Annotated in this window: 31 protein-coding genes; 16 read left to right on the top strand and 15 right to left on the bottom strand. The window is 73.2% G+C overall.

Features of this window, described 5'->3' with window-relative positions; genetic code table 11:
• The first annotated feature begins 117 nt into the window (after window positions 1-117).
• Entirely contained in the window at window positions 118-294 is a 177-nt protein-coding gene (locus H5V45_RS17790) for a DUF6104 family protein (protein WP_185254162.1), read from the top strand.
• Window positions 295-322: 28 nt separating this feature from the next.
• Window positions 323-925, top strand: coding sequence for an acetoacetate decarboxylase family protein (locus tag H5V45_RS17785; RefSeq protein WP_185254161.1), 603 nt, complete (start codon window positions 323-325; stop codon window positions 923-925).
• Between the two features lie 21 nt (window positions 926-946).
• On the opposite strand, the gene H5V45_RS17780 is transcribed toward H5V45_RS17785, so the two are convergent.
• The 4 genes from H5V45_RS17780 to H5V45_RS17765 form a co-directional block, all read right to left on the bottom strand.
• Window positions 947-1231, bottom strand: a complete 285-nt coding sequence (locus H5V45_RS17780; RefSeq protein WP_185254160.1) for a hypothetical protein — start codon at window positions 1229-1231, stop codon at window positions 947-949.
• Between the two features lie 99 nt (window positions 1232-1330).
• Entirely contained in the window at window positions 1331-1534 is a 204-nt protein-coding gene (locus H5V45_RS17775) for a hypothetical protein (RefSeq protein WP_185254159.1), read from the bottom strand.
• A 10-nt stretch (window positions 1535-1544) separates the two neighbouring features.
• Window positions 1545-2735, bottom strand: a complete 1191-nt coding sequence (locus H5V45_RS17770; protein WP_185254158.1) for a fatty acid desaturase family protein — start codon at window positions 2733-2735, stop codon at window positions 1545-1547.
• A 48-nt stretch (window positions 2736-2783) separates the two neighbouring features.
• Window positions 2784-3860: a ferredoxin reductase gene (locus H5V45_RS17765; RefSeq protein ID WP_185254157.1), complete on the bottom strand. Its 1077-nt coding sequence runs from the start codon at window positions 3858-3860 to the stop codon at window positions 2784-2786.
• Between the two features lie 168 nt (window positions 3861-4028).
• Here H5V45_RS17765 and H5V45_RS17760 point away from each other — a divergent pair, with 168 nt between their 5' ends.
• Window positions 4029-4670 (top strand): TetR family transcriptional regulator, encoded by a 642-nt coding sequence (locus H5V45_RS17760; protein ID WP_185254156.1) that lies wholly within the window; start codon window positions 4029-4031, stop codon window positions 4668-4670.
• Window positions 4671-4700: 30 nt separating this feature from the next.
• On the opposite strand, the gene H5V45_RS17755 is transcribed toward H5V45_RS17760, so the two are convergent.
• The 4 genes from H5V45_RS17755 to H5V45_RS22465 form a co-directional block, all read right to left on the bottom strand.
• On the bottom strand, window positions 4701-5387 hold the full coding sequence (locus H5V45_RS17755; RefSeq protein ID WP_185254155.1) for an SDR family oxidoreductase: 687 nt from the start codon (window positions 5385-5387) through the stop codon (window positions 4701-4703).
• The gene (locus H5V45_RS17750) at window positions 5384-6352 is read right to left on the bottom strand and encodes a zinc-binding dehydrogenase (protein ID WP_185254154.1); all 969 of its coding nucleotides are present in this window, start codon (window positions 6350-6352) and stop codon (window positions 5384-5386) included. The genes H5V45_RS17755 and H5V45_RS17750 overlap by 4 nt, the downstream gene beginning before the upstream one ends.
• Before the next feature lie 44 nt (window positions 6353-6396).
• Window positions 6397-7602: an NAD(P)-dependent malic enzyme gene (locus H5V45_RS17745; RefSeq protein ID WP_185254153.1), complete on the bottom strand. Its 1206-nt coding sequence runs from the start codon at window positions 7600-7602 to the stop codon at window positions 6397-6399.
• A 110-nt stretch (window positions 7603-7712) separates the two neighbouring features.
• A complete protein-coding gene (locus tag H5V45_RS22465) occupies window positions 7713-8075 on the bottom strand; it encodes a S24 family peptidase (protein ID WP_343061614.1) in 363 nt (120 codons plus the stop codon).
• 63 nt (window positions 8076-8138) lie between these two features.
• Between H5V45_RS22465 and sodN the strand changes: the two genes are divergently transcribed.
• From sodN to H5V45_RS17725, 3 genes are all read left to right on the top strand, one after another.
• On the top strand, window positions 8139-8540 hold the full coding sequence (sodN, locus tag H5V45_RS17735) for a superoxide dismutase, Ni (RefSeq protein ID WP_185254152.1): 402 nt from the start codon (window positions 8139-8141) through the stop codon (window positions 8538-8540).
• 97 nt (window positions 8541-8637) lie between these two features.
• On the top strand, window positions 8638-9060 hold the full coding sequence (locus H5V45_RS17730; RefSeq protein WP_185254151.1) for an ATP-binding protein: 423 nt from the start codon (window positions 8638-8640) through the stop codon (window positions 9058-9060).
• A gap of 1 nt (window position 9061) precedes the next feature.
• Window positions 9062-9877, top strand: a complete 816-nt coding sequence (locus tag H5V45_RS17725) for an RNA polymerase sigma factor SigF (protein ID WP_185254150.1) — start codon at window positions 9062-9064, stop codon at window positions 9875-9877.
• Window positions 9878-9908: 31 nt separating this feature from the next.
• On the opposite strand, the gene H5V45_RS17720 is transcribed toward H5V45_RS17725, so the two are convergent.
• On the bottom strand, window positions 9909-10295 hold the full coding sequence (locus H5V45_RS17720; protein WP_185254149.1) for a hypothetical protein: 387 nt from the start codon (window positions 10293-10295) through the stop codon (window positions 9909-9911).
• 247 nt (window positions 10296-10542) lie between these two features.
• Between H5V45_RS17720 and H5V45_RS17715 the strand changes: the two genes are divergently transcribed.
• A complete protein-coding gene (locus H5V45_RS17715) occupies window positions 10543-10794 on the top strand; it encodes a WhiB family transcriptional regulator (RefSeq protein WP_085873022.1) in 252 nt (83 codons plus the stop codon).
• Window positions 10795-10852: 58 nt separating this feature from the next.
• Here the strand turns inward: H5V45_RS17715 and H5V45_RS17710 are convergent, their stop codons facing one another.
• On the bottom strand, window positions 10853-12337 hold the full coding sequence (locus H5V45_RS17710; protein WP_185254148.1) for a histidine kinase N-terminal domain-containing protein: 1485 nt from the start codon (window positions 12335-12337) through the stop codon (window positions 10853-10855).
• Between the two features lie 59 nt (window positions 12338-12396).
• On the opposite strand from H5V45_RS17710, the gene H5V45_RS17705 reads away from it, so the two are divergent.
• From H5V45_RS17705 to H5V45_RS22910, 5 genes are all read left to right on the top strand, one after another.
• A complete protein-coding gene (locus H5V45_RS17705; protein WP_343061613.1) occupies window positions 12397-13254 on the top strand; it encodes a DUF2785 domain-containing protein in 858 nt (285 codons plus the stop codon).
• Window positions 13255-13289: 35 nt separating this feature from the next.
• Window positions 13290-15011 (top strand): acetolactate synthase, encoded by a 1722-nt coding sequence (locus tag H5V45_RS17700; protein WP_185254147.1) that lies wholly within the window; start codon window positions 13290-13292, stop codon window positions 15009-15011.
• Between the two features lie 3 nt (window positions 15012-15014).
• On the top strand, window positions 15015-15509 hold the full coding sequence (locus H5V45_RS17695; RefSeq protein ID WP_185254146.1) for a GNAT family N-acetyltransferase: 495 nt from the start codon (window positions 15015-15017) through the stop codon (window positions 15507-15509).
• Between the two features lies 1 nt (window position 15510).
• Window positions 15511-15876 carry a thioesterase family protein gene (locus tag H5V45_RS17690; protein ID WP_343061612.1) on the top strand — a complete coding sequence of 122 codons (366 nt, stop codon included), beginning with the start codon at window positions 15511-15513 and terminating at the stop codon, window positions 15874-15876.
• Window positions 15877-15963: 87 nt separating this feature from the next.
• Window positions 15964-16038, top strand: coding sequence for a 50S ribosomal protein bL37 (locus tag H5V45_RS22910; protein ID WP_372727394.1), 75 nt, complete (start codon window positions 15964-15966; stop codon window positions 16036-16038).
• Window positions 16039-16152: 114 nt separating this feature from the next.
• Here H5V45_RS22910 and rsrA read toward each other — a convergent pair whose 3' ends face one another.
• The 5 genes from rsrA to H5V45_RS17665 form a co-directional block, all read right to left on the bottom strand.
• A complete protein-coding gene (gene rsrA / locus H5V45_RS17685; RefSeq protein WP_185254145.1) occupies window positions 16153-16434 on the bottom strand; it encodes a mycothiol system anti-sigma-R factor in 282 nt (93 codons plus the stop codon).
• Window positions 16431-17072: a sigma-70 family RNA polymerase sigma factor gene (locus tag H5V45_RS17680; protein ID WP_185254144.1), complete on the bottom strand. Its 642-nt coding sequence runs from the start codon at window positions 17070-17072 to the stop codon at window positions 16431-16433. The genes rsrA and H5V45_RS17680 overlap by 4 nt, the downstream gene beginning before the upstream one ends.
• A gap of 77 nt (window positions 17073-17149) precedes the next feature.
• The gene (locus tag H5V45_RS17675; protein WP_185254143.1) at window positions 17150-17836 is read right to left on the bottom strand and encodes an alpha/beta hydrolase family protein; all 687 of its coding nucleotides are present in this window, start codon (window positions 17834-17836) and stop codon (window positions 17150-17152) included.
• A complete protein-coding gene (locus H5V45_RS17670) occupies window positions 17833-18588 on the bottom strand; it encodes an SOS response-associated peptidase (protein ID WP_185254142.1) in 756 nt (251 codons plus the stop codon). The genes H5V45_RS17675 and H5V45_RS17670 overlap by 4 nt, the downstream gene beginning before the upstream one ends.
• A 48-nt stretch (window positions 18589-18636) precedes the next feature.
• Window positions 18637-19371 carry a hypothetical protein gene (locus tag H5V45_RS17665; RefSeq protein WP_185254141.1) on the bottom strand — a complete coding sequence of 245 codons (735 nt, stop codon included), beginning with the start codon at window positions 19369-19371 and terminating at the stop codon, window positions 18637-18639.
• Window positions 19372-19510: 139 nt separating this feature from the next.
• Here H5V45_RS17665 and H5V45_RS17660 point away from each other — a divergent pair, with 139 nt between their 5' ends.
• The 4 genes from H5V45_RS17660 to rsgA are packed head-to-tail and all read left to right on the top strand — an operon-like array spanning window position 19511 to window position 23931.
• Window positions 19511-21052, top strand: a complete 1542-nt coding sequence (locus tag H5V45_RS17660) for a sigma-70 family RNA polymerase sigma factor (RefSeq protein WP_185254140.1) — start codon at window positions 19511-19513, stop codon at window positions 21050-21052.
• A gap of 37 nt (window positions 21053-21089) precedes the next feature.
• Complete coding sequence (locus tag H5V45_RS17655) at window positions 21090-21620, top strand: DoxX family protein (RefSeq protein WP_185254139.1); 531 nt, start codon at window positions 21090-21092, stop codon at window positions 21618-21620.
• Window positions 21621-21641: 21 nt separating this feature from the next.
• On the top strand, window positions 21642-22916 hold the full coding sequence (gene aroA / locus H5V45_RS17650; protein WP_185254138.1) for a 3-phosphoshikimate 1-carboxyvinyltransferase: 1275 nt from the start codon (window positions 21642-21644) through the stop codon (window positions 22914-22916).
• 10 nt (window positions 22917-22926) lie between these two features.
• Window positions 22927-23931, top strand: a complete 1005-nt coding sequence (gene rsgA, locus H5V45_RS17645; protein ID WP_185254137.1) for a ribosome small subunit-dependent GTPase A — start codon at window positions 22927-22929, stop codon at window positions 23929-23931.
• Window positions 23932-24186 lie beyond the last annotated feature (255 nt).

Below are 24186 nucleotides of genomic sequence, written 5' to 3'. Positions count from 1 at the left end.
TCCGAGGAACGAGGACGGATCCGGATCTCAGGGAGGTCGAGCAGGCGCGCGGCCGAGCCTGCGAGGCCGCGACCGCCGTGTCGAGACACCGTGAGCGCAGGAGGAAGAGCAACCACCATGTACTTCACCGATCGCGGCATCGAGGAGCTCGAGAAGCGCCGGGGTGACGAGGAGGTCACCCTGGCGTGGCTCGCCGAGCGCCTGCAGGAGTTCACCGACACGCACCCGGAGTTCGAGACGCCGGTCGAGAGGTTCGCCACGTGGCTGGCCCGGCTCGACGATCCTGACGACTGAGCGCCCCGGCGCCTGACAGGGTGGGGGCATGAGCACCTATCCCCCCGCCCCCTGGCCCATGGTCGGCCAGATGTGGCTCTCGCTCTTCCGCGTGAAGGGCGTGGCCGGGCACCCCGACGGGATCCACGGCGCCGCCTTCGTGAGCTACGAGGAGGGCAGCTCGCTGACCTACTCCGAGCTCCTCGTGGCGCACCCGGTGCGCTCCGACGAGCACGGCCGGCGGGTCTCGATCAGCAACATCTGGGTCGACTCCCCCGCCTCCATGCTCGGCGGCCGGGAGCTGTGGGCGATCCCCAAGGACCTGTGCGACTTCACCCTGGAGTCCTCGCACACCGGCCCGCTCTGCCGGACCGAGTGGTCGGCCAGCGCCGAGCGCCGCCCGATCGCACACGCGCGCTTCACGGACGTCTCCCGGGCCGCCGTACGCCTCCCCTTCAGGGGCGGCACCTGGCAGCCCGGCATCGCCGAGACCGGCGGCGAGGAGCGGACCGCCACGATGCGCGGCTCGGCCAGGACGCTGCCGTGCCGCGGCACCTGGGAGTTCGCCGGCGACGGCCCGCTCGGCTGGCTGCGCGGCCAGCGCGCGGTCGCGTCCGTGCGGATGGCCGGCTTCCGGATGTCGTTCGGCTGAGGCGCGCCCGAGCGGACGTCGTCAGGCAGCGACAGGCGCGGGCACCTGCACGGCGGCACGCGAGCGCGAGGCGACCCGCACGATGGTGCCGGGGTAGGCGCAGTTGCAGAGGTGGACGAGGCGCCCGACCGCGTGCGGCGGCACGTCGGTGGCGCGGGACAGGTCGATCGTCAGCCGGCACGCCGTACGCCGGAACGCGCGGTCGATCTCGGCGTCGACCAGCGCCCAGGCAGCGTGGTCGAACGTCCCGGTGAGCTCGAGCGTGCTCGTGCCCGGGTCGTAGTGCGTTGCAAAGGTCGTGTCCATGAGCCCTCCCACGGTCCGGTGCGAAACCTGAACCCCCGTCCCCGAGGACCGACTCGTACCCCCGCCCGGGTGACCCGAACCACAGGTCTGGACCGGACGTCACTCCTCGTGGTCGCCGGCGGCCTTCCGCGCGGAGTCACGGATCTCGAAGATCTCCGTGGCGAAGCCGCCCAGGGCCTCGGCCACGTCGCGGACGGCGCCGGTGAGGATCGAGGTCACCTGGCCCACGGTCGTGGCAGCGGCCTGGACGGCGCCCTGCACGGCGTCCTTGCGGATCTCGCCCTTGCTGAGGTGGTCGCTCATGCGTCCATCCTCAGGCCGCGACGGCGTCGTCGGCCACCACGTCCGCGTCCCGGGACCCGCGACCGGTGAGCCGGTCGGGCAGCGCCAGGCGGCAGATCTTCTTCGCGACGCTGGCGAGCTGGCGACCGAGCGGGCCGGTGTTGTAGGCGATGCCGTACCGCTCGCAGATCTCGCGGACCTCGTCGGCGATCTCGGGGTAGCGGCGCGCCGGCAGGTCCGGGAACAGGTGGTGCTCGATCTGGTGCGACAGGTTGCCGGTCATCACGTGGAAGAGCTTGCTGCCCGTGATGTTGGCCGAGCCGAGCAGCTGGCGGTAGTACCAGTGCCCGCGCGACTCGTCCTCGCACTCCTCCTGGGAGAAGGTCGAGACCCCGGCCGGGAAGTGGCCGCAGAAGATGATGTTGAAGGCCCAGATGTTCCGGACCAGGTTCGCCGTCGCGTTGCCCGCGAGGGTCAGCGGGAAGAGCGGACCGGTCAGCGCGGGGAACAGCAGGTAGTCCTTGAGCGCCTGATTGCGGATCTTGCGCATCAGGCCCGGGTAGAGCGGCTTGTTGTCGGCGATGCTGCGCTTGCCGGCCACGATGTTCTCGACCTCGAGGTCGTGCATCGCGACGCCCCACTCGAAGAACGTCATCAGCAGCAGCGCGTAGACCGGGTTGCCCAGGTAGTACGGGCGCCACGGCTGCTCCTCGTCCATCCGCAGGATGCCGTACCCCACGTCACGGTCCTTGCCGAGGATGTTGGTGAACGTGTGGTGGATGTAGTTGTGGCTGTACTTCCACTGCTCCGAGGGGCACACGTTGTCCCACTCGTACATCCGGGAGTTCAGGCCGGGGTCGCCCATCCAGTCGTACTGGCCGTGCATGACGTTGTGGCCGATCTCCATGTTGTCGAGGATCTTGGAGACGCTGAGCGCGGCCACGGCGAGCGGCCAGGCCGGCGGCAGGTAGAACAGCGCCCGGCCGGCGACCTCGAACTGGCGCTGGCGCTTGACGACGTTGCGGATGTACGCCGCGTCCTCCTCCCCGAGCTGGGAGATGACCCGCTGGCGGATCGCGTCCATCTCGTCACCGAACGCCTCGAGCTGCTCGGGCGTGAGCCGCTCGAAGAGGTCGTCACCGGGGACGGTGGGCGCCTCCGACTGGCGGGCGGTGGACTTCTTCTTCGACGTGGTGCTGGGCTTGATCTGGGTGGCAGTCATCGTGATGGCCTTTCGGTGGTCTGTGGGCGCCGACTGGGCGAGACGGGGCTAGAGCTCCACGACGCAGTCGCCGACGGGAGCCGAGACGCAGATGCGGATGTCCTCGTCCGGGAGGGAGGACTCCTCGCCGGTCAGGACGTTGCGGACGGTGCCCTCGGTCTTGCGCGAGGTGCACGAGAAGCAGATGCCCATCCGGCAGCCGAACTCAGGGCTGAGCCCGAGGGCCTCGGCCTGCTCGAGCAGCGAGGCGCCGGTGTTGGCCGCCTCCGCGCCCGAGCGGGAGAACGCGACCTCGCCCTCGGCGGAGCCGGTCGCGGTGCGTGGGGGCTTGAAGTACTCGACGTGGAGCGCCTCGGAGCCGTCGTACGCCGCCTGGACGGCCTCGATCAGCGGGGCCGGTCCGCAGGCCCAGGTGGGCACGTCGCGGTAGCCGGGGACGAGGCGGCCGAGCCAGGCCGGCGAGAGGGCCGGGTCCCCGAGCTCGGGGTGGAGCAGGTGCACGTCGATGCCGTGGCCCGAGCGGCGGATGTCGTCGAGCTCCGCGGCGTAGATCTGGTGCTCGGGGCCCTGGGCGTAGTGCAGGAACGTGATGCGGCCGCGGTGGGTGCGGCGCTGGAGCGAGCGCAGCATCGACATCACGGGCGTGATGCCGGAGCCGCCGGAGATGAGCACGATGTGGTCGGGCACGTGGTCGGGCAGCACGAAGTCGCCCTCCGCCTGCGAGAGGTGGACGATCGTGCCGGGCCGGGCCTCCTCCACGAGGAAGCGGCTCACGAGGCCGTCGGGGTTCGCCCGCAGGGTGATCGTGAAGCGGTCGCCGTGGCGCGAGTCGGGGCTGGAGACCGTGAAGACGCGCGTGGTGCGCCGGGCGCCACCGATCTCGACCCCGAGCTGGACGTGCTGGCCGGCGCGGTGCCCACGCCAGGTGCTCGTCGGCTGGAGGGTGATCGTGGCCACCGGCGGGTGACCGTCGACGTCGACCTCGCGGTGCACGTCGACGACCCTGGCGCGGACCTCGTGGGCCGCCCACATCGGGTTCACCTGCTCGAGGTAGCGGTCCACCCCGTGGGGCGACGCGAGTGCCGCGACCGCCCGGGAGCGGAGGATGGTGGTGGCGATGCTCATGGGTGCCTCCCTTCGATGCAGGATCAGATTGAGTGAACAAGCGTTCACTGAAAACCCTGCCGCATACCGCGGGTACGGTCAAGGACGACCCACGGTGACGCTGGCCACGCGCCGCTCCCGGTGTGACGTGGAGTGCACGCCCGTTCACCGAGGACTAGCATCGAGGGCATGGCACAGCAGGCGGCGACTCCCCCGGAGACCCGGGGCGAGCGCAAGGAGCGCACCCGGCGCGCCATCCTGGACGCCGCCCTTGCCCTCTGCGAGGACAGCAGCCTGGTCGCCCTCTCGCTGCGCCAGGTGGCCAAGGAGGTCGGCATCGTCCCGACCGCGTTCTACCGCCACTTCGAGTCGATCGAGGCCCTCGGCCTGGCCCTGGTGGACGAGTCGTTCGTGTCGCTGCGCGCGATGCTGCGCGACGTGCGCCGTCGCGACCCGTCCTTCACCGACATCGTCGACCGCTCGATCTCGATCCTCGTCGAGCACGTGCACCGGCAGCGCTCGCACTTCCTCTTCATCGCGCGCGAGCGGGCGGCGGGGCCGCTCGCCGTGCGCGAGGCGATCCGGCACGAGATCGAGCTGTGCGAGCGCGAGCTCGCCACCGACCTGGCCCGGCTGCCCGGGCCGAGCTCGTGGTCCGGCGACGACCTGCGGACCCTGTCGAACCTGATCGTGATGGCGATGGTCGCGACCGCCGAGGCGATCATGGCCGCTCCCCCGCGCCCCGACGCCGAGAAGCAGATCGTCGAGGCCGCGCGCACCCAGCTGCGGATGGTGCTGATCGGCGCGCTCAACTGGCAGTCGCGCGGCTGACGCCGGCAGCACCGGCGGCGCGATCGGCTCCTACGGCGTCGGTCGCAGCGTGACGTCCGGGATCGTGGCGTCGCCCGGCAGGTCGACGACGTGCAGGATCGTCGCGACGACGGTGGCGGGGTCGATCCAGGCGGCGGCGTCGTACTCCTTGCCCTCCTGGCGGTGCACCTTCTCCTGCATCGGCGTCGCCGTCCGCCCCGGGTAGACGGTCGTCACCCGCACGCCCGCGTCCTGCTCCTCGCCGCGCAGCGCGTCGGCGAGTGCCTTGAGCCCGTGCTTGGAGGCGGCGTACGCCGACCACGTCGGGTGGGCGCTCAGACCCGCGCCGGAGTTCACCAGCACGACGGTGCCGCGGGCGCTGCGCAGCGCCGGCAGCGCCGCCCGCGTCAGCAGCGCCGGGGCCACCAGGTTGACCGCGAGCTGCTCCTGCCAGGCGGCGGCGGACAGCTCGGCGACCGGCCCGAGGTCGACCACCCCGGCCGCGTGCACCACGGAGTCGAGCCGGTCCGGCAGCCGCGGACCGAGCGCCTCGACCGCGGCGGGGTCGGCGAGGTCGGCCACCAGCACCTCGGCGCCCGGCAGGTCCGCGCGCAGGTCGTGCGCCCGCGCCTCGGAGCGGGCGGTGAGCACGACGGCGTCGCCGCGCTCCAGGAGCCGCTCGGCGAGCAGCGCCCCGATGCCCGAGCCGGCACCCGTGACCAGGTGGGTGCGGGTCACCGCGTGAAGACGATCTTGCCGAAGACGTCGCCGTCGGCCATCGCGGCGAAGCCGTCGCGGGCGTCGGTCATCGGGATCGCCCGGTCGATCAACGGGCGGGCGCCGGTGGCGTCCAGCATCGTGACCAGCTTCGCCAGCTCGTCGCGGGTGCCCATGGTCGAGCCGATCACCCGCAGCTGCAGGAAGAAGATCCGGGTCAGCTCGGCGTCGTCGAGCTTCGGGCCCGACGTCGTGCCGGAGATGACGATGGCGCCGCCGGGGCGCAGCGCCCGGATCGAGTGCGACCAGGTCGCGCGGCCGACGGTCTCCATGACGGCGTCGACCTTGATCGGCAGCCGGGCACCGGACTCGAAGACGTCGTGGGCGCCGATCTCGAGCGCCCGCGCGCGCTTGCGCTCGTCGCGGCTCGTGGCCAGGACGCGCAGGCCGGCCGCCCGGGCCAGCGTGATCAGTGCCGTGGCGACGCCGCCGCCGGCACCCTGCACCAGCACCGTGTCACCGGCCTTGAGGTTCCCCTGCGTGAAGAGCATGCGGTACGCCGTCAGCCAGGCCGTCGGCAGGCAGGCGGCCTCCTCGAACGACAGCGAGGAGGGCTTCGGGACGACGTTGCGGCGCGGGACGACCACCTGGTCGGCGAAGGTGCCCTGGTGGCGCTCGGACAGCAGCGACCGCTTCGGGTCGAAGGTCTCGTCGCCCGACCAGTCGGGGTCGCTCACGACCGCGTGCACGACGACCTCGTTGCCGTCCTCGTCGTGGCCGGCCGCGTCGCAGCCGAGGATCATCGGCAGGGCCTCCTCGCGCAGGCCGACGCCGCGCAGCGACCAGAGGTCGTGGTGGTTGAGCGAGGCGGCCTTGACCGTCACGGTCGTCCAGCCCTCGGGGGCCACGGGGTCGGGCCGCTCACCGACCACGAGGCCGGAGAGCGGGTCGTCGGAGGAGAACGTGTCGGCATAGACGGAGAACATTCTCCGAACCTACCGGGACTCGGGAGCGGCCCGACCGTGCAGGGTCAGCGGCGCGCGACGCCGTCGCGACGCGCGGCGGCCGCCACGGCGGTCGCGACCGCGGGCCCGACCCGGGGGTCGAACGGCGAGGGGATCACGTGGTCGGGGGCGAGGTCGTCGCCGACCAGGTCCGCGAGCGCGGTGGCCGCGGCGAGCTTCATGCCCTCGGTGATCGCGGTCGCGTGCACGTCGAAGGCACCCCGGAAGATCCCGGGGAAGGCCAGCACGTTGTTGATCTGGTTCGGGAAGTCGGAGCGACCGGTGGCCACCACGCGGGCGTGGCGGTGCGCGACGTCCGGGTGCACCTCGGGCGTCGGGTTCGCGAGCCCGAAGATGATCGCGTCCGGCGCCATCGTGGCCACGTGCTCCTCGGGGACGGTGCCCCCCGAGACGCCGATGTACACGTCCGCACCCACGAGCACGTCCGCCAGGGTGCCGGTGCGGCCGAAGTGGTCGGCGGTGTCGACGGCGAGCGCCTTCTTGACCGGGGTCAGGTCGCCCCGGACGGAGTTCAGGACGCCCTTGCGGTCGGTCACCGCGAGGTCCTTGATGCCGGCCTCGAGCAGGATCCGCGCCACCGCGACGCCGGCGGCACCGGCACCGGAGATCACGACGCGGGTCGACTCCGGGTTGCGCCCGGTCAGCCGCAGCGCGTTCACGAGCGCGGCGAGCGCGACGACGGCGGTGCCGTGCTGGTCGTCGTGGAAGACGGGGATGTCGAGCATCTCCTTGAGCCGCGCCTCGATCTCGAAGCAGCGCGGGGCGGAGATGTCCTCGAGGTTGATGCCGCCGAAGCTGGGGGCGAGCCGCGCCACCGTCTCGATGATCTCCTCGGTGTCGGTCGTCGCCAGGCAGATCGGGACGGCGTCGACGCCGCCGAACTGCTTGAACAGCACGGCCTTGCCCTCCATCACCGGCATCGCGGCGGCCGGGCCGATGTCACCGAGGCCGAGGACGGCGGTGCCGTCCGAGACGACCGCGACGGTGTTCGGCACCCAGGTGTAGTGCTGCGTCATCGACGGGTCGGCCGCGATCGCCTCGCACACGAGCGCGACGCCGGGCGTGTAGGCCAGCGACAGGTCGTCGGGGCCGGCGAGGGCGACCGTCGAGCGGGTCTCCATCTTGCCGCCGACGTGCAGGTCGAAGATGGGGTCGCCGGCGTGCGGGTGCGGCGCACGCGTCGGGGAGAGGCCGGTCTCGTCGGTGCTCATGATCGTCTGAAGTCTCCAGGCTCGGGGCCGTGCTGAGGATGCGCGGTGGTCCAGCTCGACGCGGTGCGGGTGGCTCGCGGAACTCGTCGGACCAGGGGGTCTCCCTGCTCTCAGTCTGGCACAGCGCCGGGGCGCGGCCACACCCGTCCCACGACCACGGCCAGCACCCGCTCGTCGGGCACCGGACCCCGGTGCCGGGAGTCGACGCCCGCTCCCGGGTTGTCGCTGAGCAGCCACCAGCCGGACGCGCCGGCCGACGTCGTACGACGCTCCGAGGCGCGCTTGACCGCGAGCGTCCCGTCCGCGAACCGCGCCACGACGACGGCGCCCGGCCGGACCTCGCGCCGGTAGGAGACCAGGAGCCGGTCCCCGGACCGCAGGCTCGGGAGCATCGAGTCGCCGCGCACCACCGCGAATCCCAGGCGGGGTACCCGATTCCGCCGGAAATGAACGGCTCGATCTTCGTGTGGCACGCGGAGTAGTGTCGCAGCCGAACCCCTGTGGATGCAGGGTTCCCCCACGACGAGAGGACTCGCATGTTCGCGCGAATGTTCGCCCCCACCCTCGAGGTCTCCGCCCACTGCGACCTGCCCTGCGGCGTCTACGACCCCGCCCAGGCCCGCATCGAGGCCGAGTCCGTCAAGGCCATCATCGCCAAGGTCGCCGACAACGACGACCCGGACTTCCGCACCCGCGCCATCCTGATCAAGGAGCAGCGCTCGGAGCTGGTCAAGCACCACCTGTGGGTGCTGTGGACCGACTACTTCAAGCCCCCGCACTTCGAGAAGTACCCCCAGCTCCACACCCTCGTCAACGAGGCCACCAAGCTGGCCGGCGCGACCGGCACCAAGGGTGAGCTCGACGCCGGCAAGGCCGACGAGCTGCTGGCCAAGATCGACGAGATCGCCGAGATCTTCTGGGAGACCAAGAAGGCCTGACGCCTCCCGACACGGTGGGGGTCGGTCGCCGGGTGCAGCACCCGGGGACCGACCCCCACTACTGTTTCCGGCGACCACCCCGACGAAGGACGGCTACATGTCAGTGACCGGGCCCGCCCCTGACCACCCGGGCGACCGTGCGGACGTCGAGCTCCGGCTCCCCGCCGACGGCGCCTACGTGTCCGTGCTGCGCACGACCACGGCCGGCCTCGCAGCCCGCCTCGACTTCCCCATCGACGACATCGAGGACCTGCGCATCGCGGTCGGCGAGGCCAGCGCGATGGTGCTGCCCGAGGCCGACCCCGAGGGCGACCTGCTGTGCCGCTTCTACCTGCGGCCCGGCGAGCTCACGGTCGCGCTCGGCGTGACCTCCACGAGCGCGATCCCCGCGCCCGACTACGACAGCTTCGCGTGGCAGGTGCTGACCACCCTGGCCACGAGCGCGGAGGCGACGGCCGGCGACGGCGTCTTCTCCGTCAGCCTCACGATGGTGCCCGGTCACCTGGGGGCGGGCCTCTGAGATGTTCGGGGACACGACGCAGGACGACGGCAGCACGCCGGAAGTCCTGACGGGGGTCGAAGCCACCCGACGACGCAGCGCGGAACTGTTCGGGCAGTTCCGTGACGAGAACGCACCCGAGGCCAGTCGCGAGACGGCCCGGGACTCCCTCGTCCACCTGCACCTCCCGCTGGTCGAGCACTGCGCCCGACGGTTCCGCAACCGCGGCGAGCCGTTCGAGGACCTCGTGCAGGTCGGCACCATCGGCCTGATCAAGTCGGTCGACCGCTTCGACACCGACCGCGGCGTCGAGTTCTCGACGTACGCCACCCCGACGATCATCGGCGAGATCAAGCGCTACTTCCGCGACAAGGGTTGGGCGATCCGGGTCCCCCGCCGGCTCCAGGAGCTGCGGATGCAGATCGGCGCCGCGACCGCCGAGCTCACCCAGAGCCTCGGCCGCTCCCCCACGCCCCGCGAGCTCGCCCACGCCATCGGCTGCACGGTCGAGGAGATCGTCGAGGGCATCGAGTCGAGCAACGCCTACTCCACGCTCTCGCTGGACGCCAGCGACGACCACGACGACGGCGCCGCGACCATGCTCGACGCCCTCGGGGTCGAGGACGCCGGGCTCGAGCACGTGGAGATCCGTGAGTCCATCAAGCCGCTCCTCGACCGGCTCGAGCCGCGGGAGAAGAAGATCCTGCTGCTGCGCTTCTTCAAGAACATGACCCAGTCGCAGATCGCCGAGGAGATCGGCGTCTCGCAGATGCACGTCTCCCGGCTGCTCAACCGCACCCTGGACCAGCTGCGGACCTCGCTGGACGAAGCCCGCTAGCCAGGGCGGGTGCCGCGGGCGGCCCGCCGCGCTAGACCGGGTCGTCGTCGAGCGCCGCGATGCTCGCCGGGTGCAGCAGGCCGGCGACGACGACGACCGCGACGACCGCCAGGGCCACCGCGACCCCCGTCGTGCTGCCGCCGCGGAAGCTCCAGGCCATGCCGAGCTGGATCAGCTGGGCGAGCACGATCGGGCTCCGCGCCCACGAGTGGCCGCGCCCGACGGCGGCCGCACAGACGAGCAGTGCCGCCCCGCAGGCCAGGAAGAAAACGGCCGTGGACAGGCCCATCGTGACCCGCTCGGAGGTCAGGTTGCCCAGCTCGAGGACGGCGAAGAGCAGCAGCAGGCCGCCCTCGACGCCGACCAGGCTGGCCGCGACGACGAGGGGTGCGGGACGGTCCGGTCGACGGGTGCTCACGGCGGCTAGGCTAGTCGGCGTCCGGGCCCGGGCCGCCGTGGCGCCGACCCCGTGTTACGCCCGTGTGACGCGCATGACGAAACCCACCGGTCGTTTGGGGTTGTTTAACGGTCCAATAGTTGCCACGCTTGTCGATGCGCCTCGTGAACGGGTTCACACGGGTAACTTCCGTCGTGCCCACGCGCGCGCCCGCAGGCCGGCCATCGCCGCCCTGCACGACGTTGTAGAGATGAGGGATTCCCCAGCCATGGATTGGCGCCACCGTTCCGCCTGCCTCGACGAGGACCCGGAACTGTTCTTCCCGATCGGCAACACCGGTCCGGCCATCCTCCAGATCGAGGAGGCCAAGCAGGTGTGCCGTCGCTGCGAGGTGCGCGAGCAGTGCCTCGCGTGGGCGCTCGAGGCTGGTCAGGACCACGGCGTGTGGGGCGGCCTCAGCGAGGACGAGCGCCGCGCGCTCAAGCGCCGCAACGCCCGCTCCCGCGTCCGCACGGCCTAGACCGACCCGACCCCCGACTGACCGACCCGACGTCTCGTGGCGGCCCCGTCCGCGGGCCTCACTCCACGGGGACGTCGATGACGACCCGGGTGCCCGGGCCGTCCACCACCGCTCCGAGTCCGAGCTGGCCCCCCAGCTCGGACTCCACGAGCGTGCGCACGATCGACAGCCCGAGGTTCATCGACCCGTCGAGGTCGAAGCCGTCGGGCAGCCCGTGCCCGTCGTCGGCGATCGTCAGGTGCAGGCGGCCCACGCGCCGGTCCACCGTCACGACGATCTCCCCCGTGGCTCCCTGGCCCGCGAGGTCCTCCGGGTCGTAGCCGTGCTCGACGGCGTTCTGGAGCGTCTCGGTGAGCACCATCGCCAGGGCCGTGGCCACCTCGGAGCTGAGCACGCCGAACCGGCCCTCGCGGCGCACCCGGACCCGGCTGCCGACGGCACTCACCTCGGTCACCATCCGGCCGAGCCGGTCGGCGACGTCGTCGAAGTCGACGTGCTCCTCGACGGCCTGGCTCAGCGTCTCGTGCACGATCGCGATCGTCCCGACGCGGCGCACCGCCTCCTCGAGGGCCGAGCGGGCCGACTCCGAGTCCATCCGGCGGGCCTGCAGGCGCAGCAGCGCGGCGACGGTCTGCAGGTTGTTCTTCACGCGGTGGTGGATCTCGCGGATGGTGGCGTCCTTGGTGACGAGCTCGCGGTCGCGGCGCCGCAGGTCGGTGACGTCGCGCACCAGGATCAGCGCGCCGATGTGCTCGCCCTGCGGCCGCAGCGGGATCGCCCGGACGATCAGCGACGCGTCGTCGGTGCCCAGCTCGGTGTCGAGGTGGGCCCGGCCCCCGAGGACCGCGCTGAGCGTCTCCTCGTCGGGGCGCCGTCGCGGCGGGACCAGCTCCCGGGTCAGCTCGGCCAGGCCGAGCCCGGCGAGGTCGCCGGACAGGCCGAGGCGACGGTAGACCGACAGCGCGTTCGGGCTCGCGTAGACGACCCGGCCGCCGGCGTCGACCCGCAGGAAGCCGTCGCCGACGCGGGGCGAGTCGGCGTGGTCGCTGCGCTGGCCCCCGCCCGGGAAGTGGCCCTGGGCGATCATCTGGGTGAGGTCCGCGGCGGTCTGCAGGTAGGACAGCTCGAGACGGCTCGGGGTGCGGACGCCGAGCAGGTTGGTGTTCCTCGCCACCACCGCGATCACCCGGCCGGCCCGCCGGACCGGGATCGTCTCGACCCGCACCGGCACGTCGTCGCGCCACTCGGGATCGCCCTCGCGCACCAGGCGGCCCTGCTCGTACGCCGCGTCCAGCATCGGCCGGCGACCGATCGGCACGAAGGTGCCGATCACGTCGTCGACGTACGCCGTCGGGCCGGTGGTCGGGCGCATCTGGCCGCCCGCCCAGAACCCCTTGCCCTCGCGGTCGGGGATCCACAGCACGAGGTCCGCGAAGCTCAGGTCGGCGATGATCTGCCAGTCCGCCTGCAGCAGCTGGAGCCAGGCGACGTCCTCGTCCACGAGGTCCGTGTGGCTGCGGACGAGCTCGCTGAGGGACGGCACACCGTCAGGGTAGAGGTCACACCGGGGGCCCGGGCGTGGCGTCCGCCGAGTTTGGCAAGATGGGGGCCATGTCGGGGTCGTACTGGAAGCAGGTCCACTCCGACGGGCTCGCCGTCCCGTCGGACCGTCCCCTCGACGACCTCACCGCCGAGCTGACCTCGATGCTCGGCTCCCCGGACCCGGCGCTGCGCGACGGCACGGCGTACCCCACCCTCGCGACCTGGGTCGACCGCGGCGTCTACGACGACCTCCTGCGCGGGCTGGGCGACGGCATGGCCGCCGGCCTGCAGGTCGGCATCGGCGAGAACGGCACCGACTCGGTCTTCCGCCGCAGCTCCTCCTCGCTCGTGCTGGCCGAGTGCATCCACCGCGACAACGGCCGTCCGCTGCTGCCCGGCGGCACCATCCTCGACTGGGGCGACCGGATCGCGACCTGGCTGCTGCGCGAGCAGGACCACCGCGGCTTCGTGCCCGGCAAGGGCTGGGCGCACGCGATCGCCCACGGCGCCGACGCGCTCGGCACGCTGGCGGAGTCCCCCCACCTGTCCGTCCCCGAGCTCACGGTGCTCCTCGACGTGGTCGCCGACCGGTTGCTGCTCCCCGTGGAGCGGCTCTGGACCTCCGGCGAGCCGGACCGGCTGGCCCGCGCGACGATGAAGGTGCTGCGCCGCAACCAGGTCCCGCTGACCGTGCTGGAGCCGTGGATCGCCCGGATCGCGGCGACCGCCGGCATCCGCGCGTCGTACGACGACCGCGACCCGTTCCTCCTCGGCGGCAACGCCGAGGCGTTCCTGCGGGCGCTCTACCTCCAGCTGTCGCTGGGCCCGAAGCCGCCCGCCGTCCGCTCCGACCTGCTCCTGGTCCTGGTCGACGCGCTCCGGCGCACGAACCCGGACCACCTGCGCCCTTTCGAGTGAGCCGCCCGACGGCTACCTGTGGGTAGCCTGCGGACATGAGCGACGCCGACCCGACCACGCCCGGCCCCGACAGCACCCCCGGGACCGACGCCCCCACCCCCGCCCCCGGGGAGGTCAGCGGTCACGCGGGCCAGCTCGCGGTGGCCGTCGCCCGGGCGCACGGCGTCGAGACGATGTTCACGCTGTCCGGCGCGCACGTCTTCCCGATGTACGACGGGGCGGTGAAGGCCGACCCGCCGATGCGCCTGCTCGACGTGCGCCACGAGCAGACGGCCGCCTTCGCCGCCGAGGCGACCGGCAAGCTGACGCGGGTCCCTGGGCTGGCCGTGCTGACGGCGGGCCCCGGCGTCACCAACGGCGTCAGCGCGATCGCCCAGGCGCAGTTCGCCGGCTCCCCGATGGTCGTCGTCGGCGGCCGGGCCCCGGCCAACCGCTGGGGCAGCGGCAGCCTGCAGGAGCTCGACCAGCCGCCGATCGTGCAGTCGGTCTCCAAGCTCGCGAAGACCCTCCACACCGCCGGTGACGTGCTCGGCGGGATGGACGAGGCGTTCACGGCGGCCGGGTCCTCGCACCGCGGGCCGGTCTTCGTGGACGTGCCGATGGACGAGTTCTTCGCCTCCTCCTCCGGCCCCGCCCCGTCGGGCTCCCGCCGGCGCGGCGCGGAGCCGGACCTCGACAAGGTCGCCGAGATCGCGAACCTGCTCGTCCAGGCCGCCCGGCCGGTGCTCATCCTCGGCACCGACGTGTGGGCCGACGGCGCCGAGGAGGCCGCGCTCCGCTTCGTCGAGGCGCTGGGCATCCCGACCATCACCAACGGCATGGGTCGTGGCGTCGTCCCCGGTGGGCACCCGCTGCTCGTGACCAAGGCCCGCGGGGCCGCCCTCGGCGGCAGCGACCTGGTCGTCGTGGTCGGCACCCCGCTCGACTTCCGGCTCGGCTACGGCGTCTTCGGCGGCAAGGACGGGGCCGCGCCCGCCCAGGTCGTGCACGTCGCCGACTCCCCCGGCCAGCTCTCGACCCACGCCACCCTGGCCTCGGCGGTCTCCGGCGACCTGACCGCCGTCATCGACGCGCTGCAGACCGCGGTCGAGGGCTCGCAGCGCCGGCCCGACTGGGCGGCCTGGGTCCGCGACCTCCAGGACACCGTCGCGGGTGCCGTGGAGCGCGACCTGGCCCTGCTCGGCGCCGAGGCCGACCCCATCCACCCGGCCCGGATCTACGGCGAGCTGGTCCCCCGGCTGGCCGACGACGCGGTGGTCATCGGCGACGGCGGCGACTTCGTCAGCTTCGCCGGGAAGTACGTCGAGCCCAAGCGCCCCGGCGGCTGGCTCGACCCCGGGCCCTACGGCTGCCTCGGCGCCGGTCTCGGCGGCGCGATCGCCGCCCGGATCGCCCGTCCGTCCGCCCAGGTGGTGCTGCTGCTCGGCGACGGGGCCGCCGGCTTCTCCCTCATGGACGTCGACACCCTGGTGCGCCACGACCTGCCGGTGGTCATGGTGATGGGCAACAACTCCGCCTGGGGCCTGGAGAAGGGCCCCATGCAGATGCTCTACGGCTACGACGTCGCCGCCGACCTCGCGCCGCGCACGGCGTACGACGAGGTGGTCCGCGCCCTCGGCGGCGCCGGCGAGACCGTGACCGACCCGCGCCAGATCGGCGGGGCGATCGACCGTGCGTTCGAGGCGAACGTGCCCTACCTCGTCAACGTGATCACCGACGTCGAGGCGGCCTACCCGCGCAGCACCTTCGGGATCTGAGCGGTGCGGCTGCGACGGGCGACGACCGACGACCTGGAGGCCGCCGGCGAGGTGACCGTGGCGGCGTACGAGCCGTTCACGCTCGGCCCCACCGACCCCTACGTCGCCCGGCTCCGCGACACCGCGACCCGCGACCGCGAGGCGGAGCTGTGGGTGGCCGAGGAGGACGGCGCGGTGCTGGGCACCGTCACCGTGTGCCCACCCGGGTCGCCCTGGCGCGAGCTGGCCGGGCCGCACGAGGGCGAGTTCCGGATGCTGTCGGTCGCGCCGACCGCCCAGGGCAGCGGGGTGGGCGAGGCCCTCGCGCGGCTCGCGGTGGACCGGGCACGCGAGCAGGGCGCGACCGCCGTGGTGCTCTCGAGCCTGGAGGACATGGCCGGGGCGCACCGCCTCTACGGACGGCTCGGCTTCCGCCGTGCCCCCGAGCGCGACTGGGCCCCCGTGCCCGGGGTCTCCCTGATCGCCTTCCACCTGCCCCTCGACCCGGACGGAGCGTGACGTGGACGCCACCTTGACCTTCACCGTGACCGACGACGACACGGCCGCCGCGGTCGGCTCCGGCAGCCTGCCGGTGCTCGGGACCCCGCGGCTGCTGGCCTGGCTCGAGGCGGCGACCTGCGCGGCCCTCGAGCCCACCCTCGGCGCGGGCGCCACCAGCGTCGGCACGCGCGTCGCCCTCGAGCACACCGGGGCCAGCCCCGTGGGCCAGGAGGTCGAGGTCACCGCCTCCTCGACGTACGTCGACGGGCGGCTGCACCGCTTCACCGTCGCCGCCCGGCACCTCGGTGGGAACGGCAAGGTCGTCGGCACCGGCGAGATCACCCGGGTCGTCGTGGACGCCGAGCGGTTCCTCTCGCGGCTCTGAGCCCGGGGGCGGATTTCCCGTCCGCGCCAACCTTTGAGAGACTGTCCGCTGGCCCTCGCGGGTCGCACCCGATTCGAGGAGGACACCATGGGCAAGACCGGTCGCAAGCGCCGCGCGCGCAAGAAGAACAAGGCCAACCACGGCAAGCGTCCCAACGCCTGAGTCCAGGCCCCGACGCGCCGCTGCCGAACACCGGCAGACAGCGACATGCACTGAGCCCCCAGCCGATCCGGCCGGGGGCTCGTTGCTTTCCGCGGGCGCCCGCCCGCGGGGAGGTCAGACCTCGGTGATCCGGACCTGCACCTCGCGGATGCGCAGCATCACGCGCTGGCGCAGCTCGTCGGGCGCGGCCTCGGAGCAGGAGCGCGCGACGACGGACTTCACCGTGCGCTGGAGGTCGTACTTCTCCAGGCAGGGGTTGCAGGTGTCGAGGTGCGCGCGGACGACCGAGCAGTCGGCCTCGTCCAGCTCGTTGTCGAGGAAGTAGACGATCCGCTCGAGGTAGTCGGCGCAGTCGCTGGCCGACACGTCGTCGGGGTGCGGGTGGTCGTGGCTCACGAGATGCCTCCGTTCCGCTGACCGACCGGGGTCAGGTCGTTGGTGCGGACGTAGTCCGACAGCATGTCGCGGAGCTGGCGCCGGCCCCGGTGCAGGCGGGACATCACGGTCCCGATGGGGGTCTCCATGATCTCGGCGATCTCCTTGTAGGCGAATCCTTCGACGTCGGCGAGGTAGACGGCCAGGCGGAACTCCTCGGGGAGCCGCTGGAGCGCGTCCTTGACCTGCGAGTCGGGCAGGTGCTCGAGGGCCTCCATCTCCGCGGACCGGAGCCCGGTGGAGGAGTGCGACTCGGCACGGGCGAGCTGCCAGTCCTCGACGTCCTCGGACATCGACTGCTGCGGCTGGCGCTGCTTCTTGCGGTAGGTGTTGATGAAGGTGTTCGTGAGGATGCGGTACAGCCACGCCTTGAGGTTCGTGCCCGGGCGGAACTGGTGGAAGGACGAGTAGGCCTTCGCGAACGTCTCCTGGACCAGGTCCTCGGCGTCGGCGGGATTGCGCGTCATGCGCATCGCGGCGGAGTACAGCTGGTCGAGGAAGGGCAGCGCGTCGCGCTCGAAGCGCAGCGATCGCTCGTCGTCGGTCTCGGTGGCGGGGTCGACGATCTCGTCGGTCGTCCCGATCGGGGAGTCAGTCATCGACGCCCACTTTAGTCGGGTCTCCCCCACGCGGGAGGTCGGAGGTTCCAGAACGGCTAGCACGGGAGGAGAACACCTCAGCCGCGCGGACCATTCCCCCGCGCCTTCCCGCGGCCGTCCCCGGGCGATCCGCCGCCCGTGACCTCGCGGGTCAGCCACTCCAGCGTCGCCTCGACGAGGATCTCCATCGCGTCGTCCTGGGTCAGCGGGCCGCGGGCCGGGACCTTGAGCCCGTGGTCGCCGCCGGGGACCACGACGAGGTCGATGCCGTCCGGGAACTCCTCGGGGGTGCCCATGGTGTCGCGCTCGCCCTGCACGACGAGGGTGGGTACGCCGGCGGCGCGGAGCTCCGGCAGCCGGGTCTTCTCGGGACGGCCCGGCGGGTGCAGCGGGAAGGCCAGCGCCAGGCAGCCGACGGCCCCCAGCCGCTTGGCGCAGCGGGCGGCCGAGCGGGCGCCGGCGGAGCGGCCGCCGACGACCAGCGGGGTGCGGACGCGCAGCTGGTCGGACGCCGTCACCAGGGCCTCGTCGAGGGTGGCGGGCGCGGTCGCGATCTTCCGGCCGGCGACCTTCCAGGGCTGCTCGAGGAGCACCACGGTCACCCCGTGGCGGGGCAGCGCCCTCGCCAGTGCCGTGAGGTCGCGGGTGTCGATGCCGTTGCCGGCGCCGTGGCTGAGCAGCAGCGTGACCGCAGGGTGCCGGGCCCGGTGGGTGACCAGGCGCGCATCGCCCTGCGGGGTCGGGACCAGGCGCTCGGTGCTCATTCGACGACCTCCTCCAGCGGCAGCGGCTCGAGCAGCTCGGGGCCGTTGTTGCGCACGTTGCCGACCATCGTCGAGACGGGGTAGGCCTCGAGCCGTCCCGGCGCCGCCGGCACGAGCAGGTCCAGCAGCGACGCCTGGGCGGTCGGGGTCGGGTCGAGCCACTCGTGCCAGCGGTCGCGCTCGACCATCAGCGGCATCCGATCGTGGATGTGGCCGACGGCGTCCTCGGCGTCGGTCGTGATCACCGTGCAGGTCCAGCGGAAGCGGTCCGGGTCGTCGTCGGCCTTCGCGGGGTCGCGCCAGATCTCGTAGAGCCCGGCCATCGCGAGGATGCCGCGGTCCTGCGGCCGGATGAAGAACGGCTGCTTGCGCGGCTTGCCCGCGGCGGTCAGCTGGGAGGTGGGGTACCACTCGAAGTAGCCGTCGGCGGGCAGCAGGCAGCGTCGCTTGGCGAAGGCCCGCTTGTACGCCGGCTTCTCCGCCACGGTCTCCATCCGGGCGTTGATCATCCGGTTGCCGATCGAGGGGTCCTTGGCCCAGGACGGCACGAGGCCCCAGGTCAGGACGCGGAGCTGGCGCTGCGGCGGCTCGTCGCTCTCGGAGGAGGGCGGCCGCTCGACGACGGCGTACACCTCCTTGGTGGGCGCGACGTTGTAGTCGGCCTCCAGCGGCGCGCCGACCCGGCTCTCGACGACCTCGAACTCCTCGACGAGGTCCTCGGGGCGTCGGCTCGAGGCGTAGCGACCGCACATAGGTCCAGCGTAGAGGGAGACGGCGGTCCCCGGCGGGCCACCGCGGGGCTACAGGCGGGCGAGCTCGTCGAGGAGGAGCCCGGCGGAGGCGTCGGTGCCCGGCAGGCCCTCGACCCAGACCCGCAGGCCCCCGTCGCGCTCGACGCCCTCGAGCAGCCGGCGCAGCAGGTCGGCGCGGCGCGCGAGCCGCTCGTCGCGGTCCGCCACGACGACGACCCGCACGGGGCCGATCCGGCCGATCGTCTCGTGGCCGGGGAAGACCGTCCGGGCCCGCTCGCCGAGCCGCGCCGCGCGCAGCGCGAGGGTCAGGACGTCGGCGGGACCGCCCCGCCCGCCGGCCAGCAGGTCGACGACGACCAGCGCGTGCGTGGTCCGGGGCGGCCGGTCGTCCGCCGCGCGGTAGAGCGAGGCGAGCCGGGTGCGCACGTGGGCCAGCGTGGCGAGACCGGTGAGCGGGTCCTCGCAGGAGAGCCGGTTGAGGTAGGTCAGCGCCGCCTCGCTCCACGCCGTGGCGAGGCTGCGCACGTCGCCGAAGGCGGGCTCGGCACGGAGCACGGTGCGGGCCGTCGTACGCAGCCCGTCGAGCGCCTCCTCCAGGGACACCCCGTCGTGCGCGAGGTCGTGGCCGGCGACGGCACAGGCCGCCGCGGACGCCGATCCCGAGGCAAGGGCCTCCCCGACCGCCTCGAAGCGCGCCGGGAGTGCCCGGCGCTGCTCCTCGGACAGCCCCACCCCTGCCTCGGTGCCGGCCGTGGCGCGCGCCCTCGTCGCGAAGATCCCCACGGCTTGCTCCCTCGGTCCAACGGTCGTCCTGCCTGAGTGACGCACCACCCCGGACTTCGTGACGCGGTTGCCGCCCTGCATCGCCGACGAGTTTCGCGGGTACCGTCATGTTTTCGTCCCTCGACCGTTGGACCCTCACATGAGCACCTTGCTGTCCCGCATCGACGGCCCCGGCGACGCCGAGCTGATCTCGGCCGTCCGGGGCGGCGACGTCGACGCCTACGGCGAGCTCTACGCCCGGCACGTCGAGGCCGCGCGCCGCCTCGGACGCCAGCTGGTGCCGGGTCCCGACGTCGACGACCTGGTGTCCGAGGCCTTCGCGAAGGTGCTCGTCGTGCTCCAGCGGGGCGGCGGCCCCGACCTGGCCTTCCGCGCCTACCTGCTGACCGCGGTGCGCCGGCTGCACGTCGACCGGATCCGCGCGACCTCGCGGGTGCACCCCACCGACGACCTCACGCCGTTCGACCCGGGCGTGCCCTTCCGCGACACCGCCGTCGAGGGCTTCGAGAACGCCGCCGCCGCCCGTGCCTTCGCCTCGCTCCCCGAGCGCTGGCAGCTGGTGCTCTGGCACACCGAGGTCGAGGGCCAGAAGCCCGCCGATGTCGCCCCGCTGCTCGGGATGAGCGCGAACTCCGTCTCCGCGCTCGCCTACCGCGCCCGCGAGGGGCTGCGCCAGGCCTTCCTGTCGATGCACGCCCAGGCCGCGCTCGAGGACACCGAGTGCGCCTGGACCCACGAGCACCTCGGCGCCTACGTCCGCACCGGCCTCTCGCGCCGCGACGCCCGGCGCATCGAGGAGCACCTCGACGAGTGCCACTCCTGCCTGGCGATCCACCTCGAGCTGACCGAGGTCAACTCGCGGCTGTCGGGCGTCCTCGCCCCGCTGCTGCTCGGCACGGCCGGCGCTGCGTACGCCGCGCACGGGGGCGGCGCGGCCGTCACCGGCGGGCTCGCCTTCCTCCTCGGCCGCGCCCGCGACCTGGCCCTGGCCAACCTGCCGGCGACCGCCGCGGCGGGCGTGGCCGCGGGCGCCGTCGTGGCCGGCAGCGTCTTCGTCGCGGTGGACCGCCCCTCGGACGCCGGGACGGACCCGGTCAGCGCGACCCCCAGCGCCGACACCGGCGTCGGCCGGGACGCCGACCGCTCGTCGGGACCGGCCGACCGCTCCGCCTCCCCCGCCCCCGCCGACCCGCAGTCGAGCGTCGTCGGCAGCGACGGGCCGGCGCCGGCGGTCTCGAGCGTCGACCCGAGCGCCTCGGCGAGCGACGACCGCTCCGGCAGCCCGACCAACTCGGGCAACCCGGAGGGGGTCACCACGGGCAGCCCCCAGTCCGACACCCCCGCGGGGAAGCCCGACCTCGCCGTGACGGCCAGCCCGAACCGCAGCAGCGGCAACGCGCAGCGGGTGCTCGTGCAGGTCACCGGGCTGCCCGGTGGCAGCACCGCGACGCTCGACGTCGACTCGGACCACCAGTCCGCGGTCGTGACCACCGACGGCGGCTGCAGCCCGATCACCGGCGGTCACGGCAGCTGCTCGGTGTCGTCCACCCCGGCGTCGTACTCCTTCCTCGTGGCGGTGCCGGAGAACGAGCGGGTCACGGTCACCTTCACCGTCACCCCGGACGGCACGACCGACGCGGCACCCGCCGACAACCGGGTCAGCGTCGTGCTCACCCCGTAGGGGAATCCTCTGGGGGTCGATGGGGTAAGAAGGTGGCATGACCGTCAGCCGACTCCTCGCCCGTCCCATGCTCGCCTCGATGTTCGTCGTCGGCGGGGTGAACGCGCTCCGCAACGCTCCGGCCATGGCCCCCGCGGCCGCCCCGGTGACCGACAAGATCGTCCCGTTGGTCAAGAAGGCCGCGCCCCAGCTGCCGATCCCCACGGACCCGACCACGCTGGTCCGCGTCAACGGCGCCGCCCAGCTCGTCGCCGGCCTCGCGCTGGCCACCGGCCGCGCGCCGCGGCTCTCCGCGCTGGTCCTCGCCGGCTCGCTGGTGCCCACGACCGCCGCCGGCCACCGCTTCTGGGAGGCGCCCGACGCGGGTGCCCGCACGCAGCAGCGGATCCACTTCTTCAAGAACGTCTCGATGCTCGGTGGCCTGCTGATCGCCTCCGGCGACACCGACGGGAAGCCCGGCGTGACCTGGCGCAGCCGGCGGCTCGCGAAGGACGCGCGCCGCGAGGCGAAGCACCTGGCCGCGTCCGCGCGCCAGGAGGCCAAGCTGGTCAAGGCGAAGGTCGGCTGATCCGTCGGTAGTCTTCGGCGGGTGACGACGCCTCCCGCTGACCCCTGGCCCGCCCCGCGCGCCGACCACCCGGTCGACGCGGTGGTCACGCTGCCCGGGAGCAAGTCGCTGACCAACCGCGCCCTGGTGCTGGCCTCGCTGGCCGACGGGCCGTCGGTCGTACGCCGCGCCCTGCGCTCGCGGGACACCTCCCTGATGGCGGCGGCCCTGACCTCGCTCGGCTCCCACGTCGACACGTCCGGCGAGGACTGGGTCGTCACGCCGGGGGTGGCGTCCGCCGACGCCGCGGTCGACTGCGGGCTGGCGGGCACCGTCATGCGCTTCGTGCCGCCCGTGGCCGGGCTCTCGACCGGGGCGTTCGCCTTCGACGGCGACCCGCACATGCGGACCCGGCCGATCGGCGAGGTGCTCGGCGCCCTGCGCGCCCTCGGGGTCACGGTCGACGACGACGGTCGCGGCACGCTGCCGTTCACGGTGCGGGGCACCGGCTCCGTGCCGGGCGGTCTCGTGGTGGTCGACGCGTCGGCCTCCTCGCAGTTCATCTCGGCGCTGCTGCTCGCCGGGGCGCGCTACGACCGCGGGGTCGACGTACGCCACGACGGGAAGCCCGTCCCCTCCCTGCCCCACATCGACATGACCGTCGCGATGCTCCGCGAGCACGGCGTCGAGGTCGACGACTCCGACGCGAACCGCTGGTCGGTCGCGCCGGGACCGGTCAAGCCCGTCGACCACCTCATCGAGCCCGACCTCTCGAACGCCGCGCCCTTCTTGGCCCTGGCCGCCCTCTCCGGCGGCTCCGTCACCGTGCGCGACTGGCCGCGGCTCACCACCCAGGCCGGGGACGCGCTGCGCGGCATCCTCGAGCGGATGGGGTGCGTGGTCTCGCTCGACGACACCGGCCTGACCGTCCGCGGCACCGGTGAGCTGCACGGCGTCGACGAGGACCTGCACGACGTCGGCGAGCTCGCCCCGGCCGTCGCGGCGCTCTGCGCGCTGGCGACCTCCCCGTCGCACCTGCGCGGGATCGCCCACATCCGCGGTCACGAGACCGACCGGCTGGCCGCGCTCGCCACCGAGCTCGGCGCCCTCGGCGCCGACGTCACCGAGCACCCGGACGGCCTGTCGCTGCGGCCCGCTCCCCTGCACGGCGGGGTCTTCCACACGTACGCCGACCACCGGATGGCCCACGCCGGCGTGATCGTCGGCGCCGCCGTCGACGGGGTGCTCGTGGAGAACGTCGCCACGACCGGCAAGACCTTCCCCGACTTCGCCGGCTTCTGGTCGGGGCTGCTGTGAGGACGCGCCGATGACCACCGGCCGCTACGGCGAGCACGACCACGAGCACTACGAGCGGCCGCGGCGCCACACGCGCCCCCGCACGAAGGACCGGCCGTCGTACGACGACGCCGAGGAGGGGTTCGTCGTCACCGTCGACCGCGGTCGCTACACGCTGCTCATGGACGGCGTCGTCGTCACGGCGATGAAGGCCCGGCCCCTCGGCCGCAAGGGCGTCGTCGTGGGCGACCGGGTCCGCGTCGTCGGCGACACCTCCGGCGACGACGGCACCCTGGCCCGGATCGTCGAGGTCAACGAGCGGCTCACCACGCTGCGGCGCACCGCGGACGACGACGACCCCGTGGAGCGGGTGATCGTGTCCAACGCCGAGCAGCTGGTCGTCGTGACCGCCCTGGCCGACCCCGACCCCCAGCCCCGGCTCATCGACCGCGCCCTCGTGGCGGCGTACGACGCCGGGATGCAGCCGCTGCTCTGCCTCACCAAGTCCGACCTGGCCGACCCCGAGACACTGCTGTCGACCTACCGCTCCCTCGGCGTGCCGTGGGTCGTCACCCACCGCGGCGGCAACCTCGACGAGCTGCGCGACCGGATCAGCGACAGGACCAGCGTGCTGGTCGGCTCCAGCGGCGTCGGCAAGTCCACCCTGGTCAACGCGCTGGTCCCCACCGCGATGCGCGACGTGGGTGTCGTCAACGCCGTCACCGGCCGCGGTCGGCACACCTCCACCTCGGCGTACATGCTCGCCCTGCCGGACCTCGGCGACGGCCGCGGCGGCTGGATCATCGACACCCCCGGCATCCGCTCCTTCGGGCTGGCCCACGTGCAGCCCGAGGACCTGATCGGTGCGTTCCCCGACCTCGACGAGATGACCGAGGAGTGCCCCCGCGGCTGCACCCACGGCACCGACGAGCCCGAGTGCGGCCTCGACGAGGCCGTCGCCGCCGGCCGCGCCGACCCCGAGCGCGTCACGTCGTTCCGGCGGCTGCTCACCGCGCGGACCGAGTCGGTCCACTAGGTCGCGACGCGGGTCCGGGCCTTCCGGTGGTTGAGGAGGGCGCGCCTCCGGTGGTTGAGGAGGTTGCGCTAGCAACCGTCTCGAAACCACCCCACCCTGCCGCGACTCGAGGCCGTCTGTGGTTCGGCCTGTGCGCGCCTGGACGTAGCTCCGTTGTAGGGGATTTTTGGATTTTGTGGTTGCCGTGGGTGCCGGGGCTACTCCTCCTTGCGGTTGCTTTCAGAGTTGCCGTTGGTGCCACTGGCCCGCTTCGGT

This window comes from Nocardioides luti, from assembly GCF_014212315.1.
GTDB classification, from domain to species: domain Bacteria; phylum Actinomycetota; class Actinomycetes; order Propionibacteriales; family Nocardioidaceae; genus Nocardioides; species Nocardioides luti.
This window is presented reverse-complemented; position numbering and strand designations above follow the sequence as displayed.